The organism is Herbaspirillum sp. B65 (assembly GCF_000333555.1).
GTDB lineage: Bacteria > Pseudomonadota > Gammaproteobacteria > Burkholderiales > Burkholderiaceae_D > Herbaspirillum > Herbaspirillum rubrisubalbicans.
In genome coordinates, this window is the sequence record NZ_BADI01001144.1 from 1 (window position 1) to 6626 (window position 6626).

Below are 6626 nucleotides of genomic sequence, written 5' to 3' on the forward strand. Positions count from 1 at the left end.
ACTTCTTGATCTTCTCTTCACGCTCGACCACGATGGACAGGGTCGGCGTCTGCACGCGGCCCACGGTGGTGAGGTAGAAGCCGCCTTCCTTGGAATTGAAGGCGGTCATGGCGCGGGTGCCGTTGATGCCGATCAGCCAGTCGGCTTCGCTGCGGCAGCGTGCGGCATTGGCCAGCGGGAGCATTTCTTCATCATCGCGCAGATGGGCGAAGCCCTCGCGGATGGCGCCGGGCGTCATCGATTGCAGCCACAGGCGCTTCACCGGCTGCTTGGCCTTGGTGTATTGCGCGATCAGGCGGAAGATCAGTTCACCTTCGCGGCCCGCGTCACAGGCGTTGATGAGGGTGGTCACATCCTTGCGCTTGATGAGCTTGGAGAGCACCTTCAGGCGCGACTCGGTCTTGGCAATCGGATTGAGCGCGAAGTGCGGCGGAATCATCGGCAGGTGGGTAAAGCTCCACTTGCCGCGCTTGACGTCGTATTCCTCGGGGACTGCGATTTCCAGCAGGTGACCGACGGCCGAGGACAGGATGTACTCGTCGGATTCGAAATACTCATCGTGCTTGGTGAAGCCGCCGAGCGTCTTGGCGATGTCGTTCGCGACAGAGGGCTTCTCGGCAATGATGAGGGTCTTGCTCATAAGTATGGGTCTCGGTGGTGAGAGGTCGGTTGCTAGCGGTTGCTGGCGTTGTGCGGAAAATGCACCAGCCTCAAGTGGGGCCGGAATGTCCCGAAACAACGTCAAGTCATCCTGGCGGGGAAACGATCAGCGGCGGCAAGCTGCGCAAGTGGCCGGCGTTTCATTGCCTGTGGACAACACAATTTTATATAGTAGCCAATATCGGGCCAATGCGGGGGAATGATAAGCGTGATGCAAATGAAACGGCAAGCACAAGGGCTTGCCGTCTCGGTGTTTCATACGCTTTTATACGCATTCATACGAATGTTGCTTGATATGAAGCAACAGGCATGATTTGCGGCGTCAGCAGCCTGTCAGCCTGGCACCCTCCCCACCAGACCGGCCGCTGATGCTGCCTGTTATATCAGTGTCAGTGCAACAGGCGCGGCTCGGTGTCGTCTTCGTCGAGGAACAATTCCTCGAACATCAAGCCATCCGGTTCCTTGCCCTGGCTCCACAAGACCATCAGCACGATGACCTTGAGCTTTTCCAGGGTGATGGGGGCTTCGCCGGCAGCCAGGGCGCGTTCGATGACGATCTCGCGCTGGATCGGGTCCAGCATCTTGGCCGATTCCAGGAACTGGATGAAACCGATGGCTTCCACACCCAGCACATCGCTTTCCTGGCGCGCGTAGATACGGGTGCCGAAGGAGAAGGCGGTCTGTCGGGGATAGTTGTCGGCGAACTCATGATTGGCGACTTCAAGATCGGTCAGCCATCCGAGTGCCTGGGAGATTTCATCTTCTTCGAAACCAATCGCGGACAGCTTCTTGACGAGCGCCTCGGGTTCGGGGCAGGCATCAGGGCGATAGTAGGTTTCGTACAGGTAAACGAGGACATCAAACATGTTCGTACTCTATCGCGAAGGTTATGAATGTACAAGTCAGCCAAGTCCAGTATGGCAGGATTTGCGGCGCTGCGGGGATTAATTTCGTCATGCCAGGCGCCGATAGCGTGCCCCGGGCAACAGCTCCACCAAACCCTGCAGTTCCAGCGTGAGCAATATTCCTGCCAGGGCGGCCACGTCGAGCTGGCAGCGTTGCGCCAGGGTATCGGCGTCGAGCGGATCATGAGCCATTGCCTGCAGGACAAGCTTGCTTGTCGGATCGACATTGTCATCGGCATTGCGCTCGCTGGATATTGTCATCGGGACAGCTTGCTGCAACGACCAGCCAGGCAATTCATCCAGCATGTCCTGGGTGGTCTCCACCAGCTTGGCGCCCTGGCGGATCAACTGATGACATCCCTTGGATAGCGGCGCATGGATCGACCCCGGAATGGCAAACACATCGCGCCCCTGCTCGGCGGCCATGCGCGCGGTAATCAAGGAGCCCGACTGCGCCGCCGCCTCCACCACCAGCACCGCGCGCGACAAGCCCGAGATGAGCCGATTGCGGCGCGGGAAGTTGGCCGCCAAGGGTGGCGTGCCCAAGGCATATTCACTGACGATGCAACCGCCCTCGGCAATGCGCTGCGCCAGTGCGCGATTGCGGCGGGGATAATCCAGATCGATACCAGTACCGATCACCGCCACGGTCGAGCCGATTCCCCGCAAGCCGCCTTCATGGGCCGCCGTATCGATACCCAGCGCCAGCCCGGAGACGATGGTCAAGCCTGCCCGGCTCAACTCTTCGGAAAAACGCGCCGCGTGCGTGATCCCCTGAGTGGTGGCATTACGACTGCCCACCACGGCCAGCGCCGGCGCCGCCAGCAGGGCGGGATGGCCGCGCAGATACAACAGCAAGGGCGGATCGGCAATATTGAGCAGGCTCTGCGGATAGGCGGCGTCAGCCAGCGTCACGATGGTCTGCCCCGGCGCCTGAGCCCAGGCCAGCGTGGCTGCAATACGCTCGCGCTGCACGGTCGAAGGCGCACGCAGCAAAGCCGTGGCCACCTGCGCCGGCACCACCGCGCACAGCGCAGCATGATCGGCCTGCCAGATGCATTCAGGCAGCCCGAACGTCGACAGCAGCCGGCGCGCCAACGAGGGACCGACACCCTCGGTGAAGCTCAACCGCAACCACGCCGCCAGGCTGGCGGGATCGTCTGCGGTCAGGCCAGCAGGCTGATCGATATCCTCAGAACGTAAATGATTTAGCATGATGAACCTTTCATGAGCTGCGACCACCCCGCCCACAGCGCCATGCGGCTTGGCCCAGCGGGCAGGCAGGGCGCGGGCTGTGATACACTTTTCCAACTTGATCGGGAAACACCCCTGGCCACCGGGTCCAGCAACAGCGCCGCCAGCCAGGACCACGATTGTGCTGCGGCCGCGCTTGAAGCGTCGCGTTGTGGCCACATTTAAAACATCATTCCCGAAATGAATTCCCCGGAGGCTCGCAAAATGTCGAGATCCGGTCCGTCCAAGGTCCCCTGAGACCGAACTCCAAGATTGCCGAGAAATAAACGTATGGCCCAGCTCAACATCCTCCGCTACCCCGATCCACGCCTGCACAAGGTGGCCACCCCCGTGACCGTCTTCGACGAGCGCATCAAGAAGCTGGTGGCCGACATGGCCGAGACCATGTACGCCGCGCCCGGCGTGGGCCTGGCCGCGACCCAGGTCGATGTGCATGAACAAGTGGTGGTGATCGACACCTCCGATGATGGCAAGCACCTGCAAGTCTTCATCAACCCGGAAATCCTCTGGGCCAGCGAAGAAAAGCGCGTCTACGATGAAGGCTGCCTGTCGGTGCCCGGCATCTACGATGGCGTGGAACGCCCGGCGCGCGTGAAGGTCCGTGCCTTCGACGCCGATGGCAAGGCCTTCGAAGTCGATGCCGATGATCTGCTGGCGGTCTGCATCCAGCATGAAATGGATCACCTGAAGGGCAAGGTCTTCGTCGAATACCTCTCGCCATTGAAGCGCAACCGCATCAAGACCAAGCTGCAGAAGGAAGAACGCGAGATGAAGAAGAAGGCAGGCTGAACCCACCGCCCTTCATCGCGCAAAAGACAACGCCGGCCAGGGTCCCCCCTGCCGGCGTTTTCTATTGATTCTAGTGATTCTATTGATGCAAGCCATGCATCAATCCAAGACATTGATGCGCAGCCTTACACGGCCACGAAGCGATACACCCCATCCTCACCCAACATCCGCTTTACCGCGCCGTCGTACCAAAGCTTGTGCAGATGCGCCACCGCCTCGCCCAGCGCAAAGGACAACTGGTGCGTATCGAGCGGTCGCTTGAACATCACCGGCAGGATATCCACGCCGGTCTGCGGCGTGGCGCAGGCCTCCAACACTTCGCCCAGGCGCAGGCGGTGATGCTCGTTCAATTGCGCAATACGCGTATGCAGGCCGCGGAACGGCTTGCCATGCGACGGCAGCACCAAGGTATCGGCCGGCAGGTGGCCATACTTCTGCAATGAATCCAGGTACTGCTGCACCGGATTGCTCTCGGGCTCGATGGCAAACACCGACACATTGGTGGAGATGCGCGGCAACACCATGTCACCCGAGATCAGCACATTCAATGGCCGGCAATACAGCGACACATGCTCCGGCGAATGACCGAAGCCGGTGATGACCTCCCAGTCGCGTCCACCGATGCGCACCGCATGACCATCCTGCATCCGGTGATAGGCGCGTGGCACCGCCGGCACCAAGTCCTGGTAATAGGTATTGCGCCCTTGCAGCGTGGCGATGGTATCGGGATCGACCAGCCCGTGACGCTGGAAGTGCGGCGTGGCCGCCGTGCCTTCGGCACCGGGCAGGGCCGCCGACATCACGCGAGCGAACGCATAGTCACCGGTACTCATCCACAGCGGCGCCTGCCAGCGCTGGCACAGCCAGTCGGCCAGGCCCACGTGATCCGGGTGGCAGTGCGTGACCAGCACGCGCAGGATGGGCAGGCCATCGAGTTCTTCGACAAAGATGCTCTCCCAGGCCTGGCGGGTCTCTTCGGTGGCGATGCCGCAATCGACCACGGTCCAGCCGCGCTGGCGGCCTTGCTCAGTCTCTACCTCATCTTCCAGCAGCCACAGGTTGATATGGTTCAGCGCAAAGGGCAGCCCCATGCGCAGCCAGCGCACGCCGGGCGCGACCTGCAGGGTGTGGCCGGTGTCCGGCATGGTGTCGCCGAAGGCGTAATCGAGCTGGGATTCAAGGGCATTCATCAGTCAACCTGGCGATCAAGAAGAAAAGAAAACGAGAACAGAAAAACCGAACATTGCTCCTGAGGCAAGCACTGCATTTTCTGCTGGACGACAGGGCACAATATACTTTACGTTAACGTAAAGTGCCAGACTAACGAACGTCCAACTGAACGTCCACCTCGCCCATGCCTACCTACACCATCACCGAACTGGCTGAAGAATTCGCCATCACCCCGCGCGCGATCCGGTTCTACGAAGACCACGGCATCCTCAATCCCAAGCGCGAAGGCGTGGGTGGGCGCCAGCGCGTCTATCCGGCGCGCCAACGCACGCGCCTGAAGCTGACGCTGCGCGGCAAGCGCCTGGGCTTCACGCTCGCCGAGATCAAGGATCTGATCGACATGTACGAGTCGCCCAAGGATACCCAGCCGCAACTGCAACGCTTCCTGGGCCTGCTGCAACAGCATCGCGAAAAACTGGAGCAGCAGCGCGAAGACCTGGATCTGACCCTCTCCGAAATCGCCGCCCACGAAGAGGAATGCCGGCAACTGCTGGCCGCTGCCAAACCCAGGAACGCGACCAGCAAGAACAAACGCAAGATCTGCGCCGCCTGATTGACGTTAACGTCAGGCAATTCCGCTTTTCCGTCATCACCACAACACCACAAGAAACCATCATCCCACCAGGAGACACCCATGATCCACCTGCCCGGCCTCAGTTTCGATCACGGCGACGACATCGCTGCCCTGCGTGAAGCGGTCGCGGCCTTCGCCCAGAGCGAGATCGCCCCACGCGCCGCCGAGATCGACCGCAGCGACCAGTTCCCCATGGACCTGTGGAAAAAACTGGGGGAACTGGGCGTGCTGGGCATGACCGTCGGCGAAGAATACGGCGGTGCCGGCCTGGGCTACCTGGCCCACATCATCGCCATGGAAGAAATCTCGCGCGCCTCGGCCTCGGTGGGCCTGTCCTACGGCGCCCACTCCAACCTGTGCGTGAACCAGATCAAGCGCAACGGCAATGAAGAACAGAAGCGCAAGTACCTGCCCAAGCTGATCTCGGGCGACTTCATCGGTGCGCTGGCCATGTCCGAACCCAATGCCGGTTCGGATGTGGTGAGCATGAAACTGCGCGCCGACAAGCAGGGCGACCGCTATGTGCTCAACGGCAGCAAGATGTGGATCACCAATGGCCCCGATGCGGACGTGCTGGTGGTCTATGCCAAGACCGATCTGCAAGCCGGCGCGCGCGGCATGACGGCGTTTCTGGTCGAGAAGGGTTTCAAGGGTTTCTCGGTGGCGCAAAAGCTGGACAAGCTGGGAATGCGCGGCTCCCACACGGGCGAACTGGTGTTCCAGGATTGCGAGGTACCAGAAGAGAACGTGCTGGGCGGTGTCGGCCGTGGCGTCAATGTCTTGATGTCGGGTCTGGACTTCGAACGCAGCGTACTCTCCGGTGGTCCGCTGGGCATCATGCAAGCCTGCATGGACGTGGTGGTTCCCTATGTCCACCAACGCCAGCAGTTCGGCCAGGCCATCGGTGAATTCCAGCTCATGCAAGGCAAGCTGGCCGACATGTACAGCACCATGATGGCCTGCAAGGCCTACGTCTACGCCGTGGGCCAGGCCTGCGACCGCGCCGACAACACTGACAAGGTGCGCGCCCTGCGCAAGGATGCCGCCGGCGCCATCCTCTACTCGGCCGAGAAAGCCACCTGGATGGCCGGTGAAGCGATCCAGGCGCTGGGTGGCAATGGCTACATCAATGAATACCCGGGTCGCCGCCTGTGGCGCGATGCCAAGCTCTATGAAATCGGCGCCGGCACCAGCGAGATCCGCCGTATGCTGAT

The 6626-nt window shown here is 61.1% G+C and carries 7 protein-coding genes; 3 read left to right on the top strand and 4 right to left on the bottom strand.

Annotation, left to right across the window (positions count from 1 at the left end; genetic code table 11):
• The 3 genes from I5W_RS27090 to dprA all read right to left on the bottom strand — a co-directional run.
• Positions 1–640 (bottom strand): DNA topoisomerase (locus I5W_RS27090; RefSeq protein ID WP_044531589.1); only part of this gene is annotated, 640 nt, incomplete at its 3' end.
• A 409-nt stretch (positions 641–1049) separates the two neighbouring features.
• On the bottom strand, positions 1050–1526 hold the full coding sequence (locus I5W_RS27095) for a DUF494 family protein (protein WP_017450117.1): 477 nt from the start codon (positions 1524–1526) through the stop codon (positions 1050–1052).
• A gap of 87 nt (positions 1527–1613) precedes the next feature.
• Positions 1614–2780: a DNA-processing protein DprA gene (gene dprA, locus I5W_RS27100; RefSeq protein WP_044531590.1), complete on the bottom strand. Its 1167-nt coding sequence runs from the start codon at positions 2778–2780 to the stop codon at positions 1614–1616.
• Positions 2781–3089: 309 nt separating this feature from the next.
• Here dprA and def point away from each other — a divergent pair, with 309 nt between their 5' ends.
• A complete protein-coding gene (gene def / locus I5W_RS27105) occupies positions 3090–3608 on the top strand; it encodes a peptide deformylase (protein ID WP_044531591.1) in 519 nt (172 codons plus the stop codon).
• Positions 3609–3733: 125 nt separating this feature from the next.
• Here def and I5W_RS27110 read toward each other — a convergent pair whose 3' ends face one another.
• Positions 3734–4798 carry an MBL fold metallo-hydrolase gene (locus I5W_RS27110; protein WP_044531592.1) on the bottom strand — a complete coding sequence of 355 codons (1065 nt, stop codon included), beginning with the start codon at positions 4796–4798 and terminating at the stop codon, positions 3734–3736.
• Positions 4799–4962: 164 nt separating this feature from the next.
• Between I5W_RS27110 and I5W_RS27115 the strand changes: the two genes are divergently transcribed.
• Positions 4963–5391, top strand: a complete 429-nt coding sequence (locus I5W_RS27115; RefSeq protein ID WP_044531593.1) for a MerR family transcriptional regulator — start codon at positions 4963–4965, stop codon at positions 5389–5391.
• A gap of 81 nt (positions 5392–5472) precedes the next feature.
• On the top strand, positions 5473–6626 hold a 1154-nt coding region (locus tag I5W_RS27120; protein ID WP_044531594.1), incomplete at its 3' end, for an isovaleryl-CoA dehydrogenase.

Excerpts from the sequence above, each read along its gene's own strand:
- I5W_RS27115 (WP_044531593.1), top strand. The coding sequence starts at position 4,963 with ATGCCTACCTACACCATCACCGAACTGGCTGAAGAATTCGCCATCACC.
- I5W_RS27095 (WP_017450117.1), bottom strand. The coding sequence starts at position 1,526 with ATGTTTGATGTCCTCGTTTACCTGTACGAAACCTACTATCGCCCTGAT.
- def (WP_044531591.1), top strand. The coding sequence starts at position 3,090 with ATGGCCCAGCTCAACATCCTCCGCTACCCCGATCCACGCCTGCACAAG.
- dprA (WP_044531590.1), bottom strand. The coding sequence starts at position 2,780 with ATGCTAAATCATTTACGTTCTGAGGATATCGATCAGCCTGCTGGCCTG.
- I5W_RS27110 (WP_044531592.1), bottom strand. The coding sequence starts at position 4,798 with ATGAATGCCCTTGAATCCCAGCTCGATTACGCCTTCGGCGACACCATG.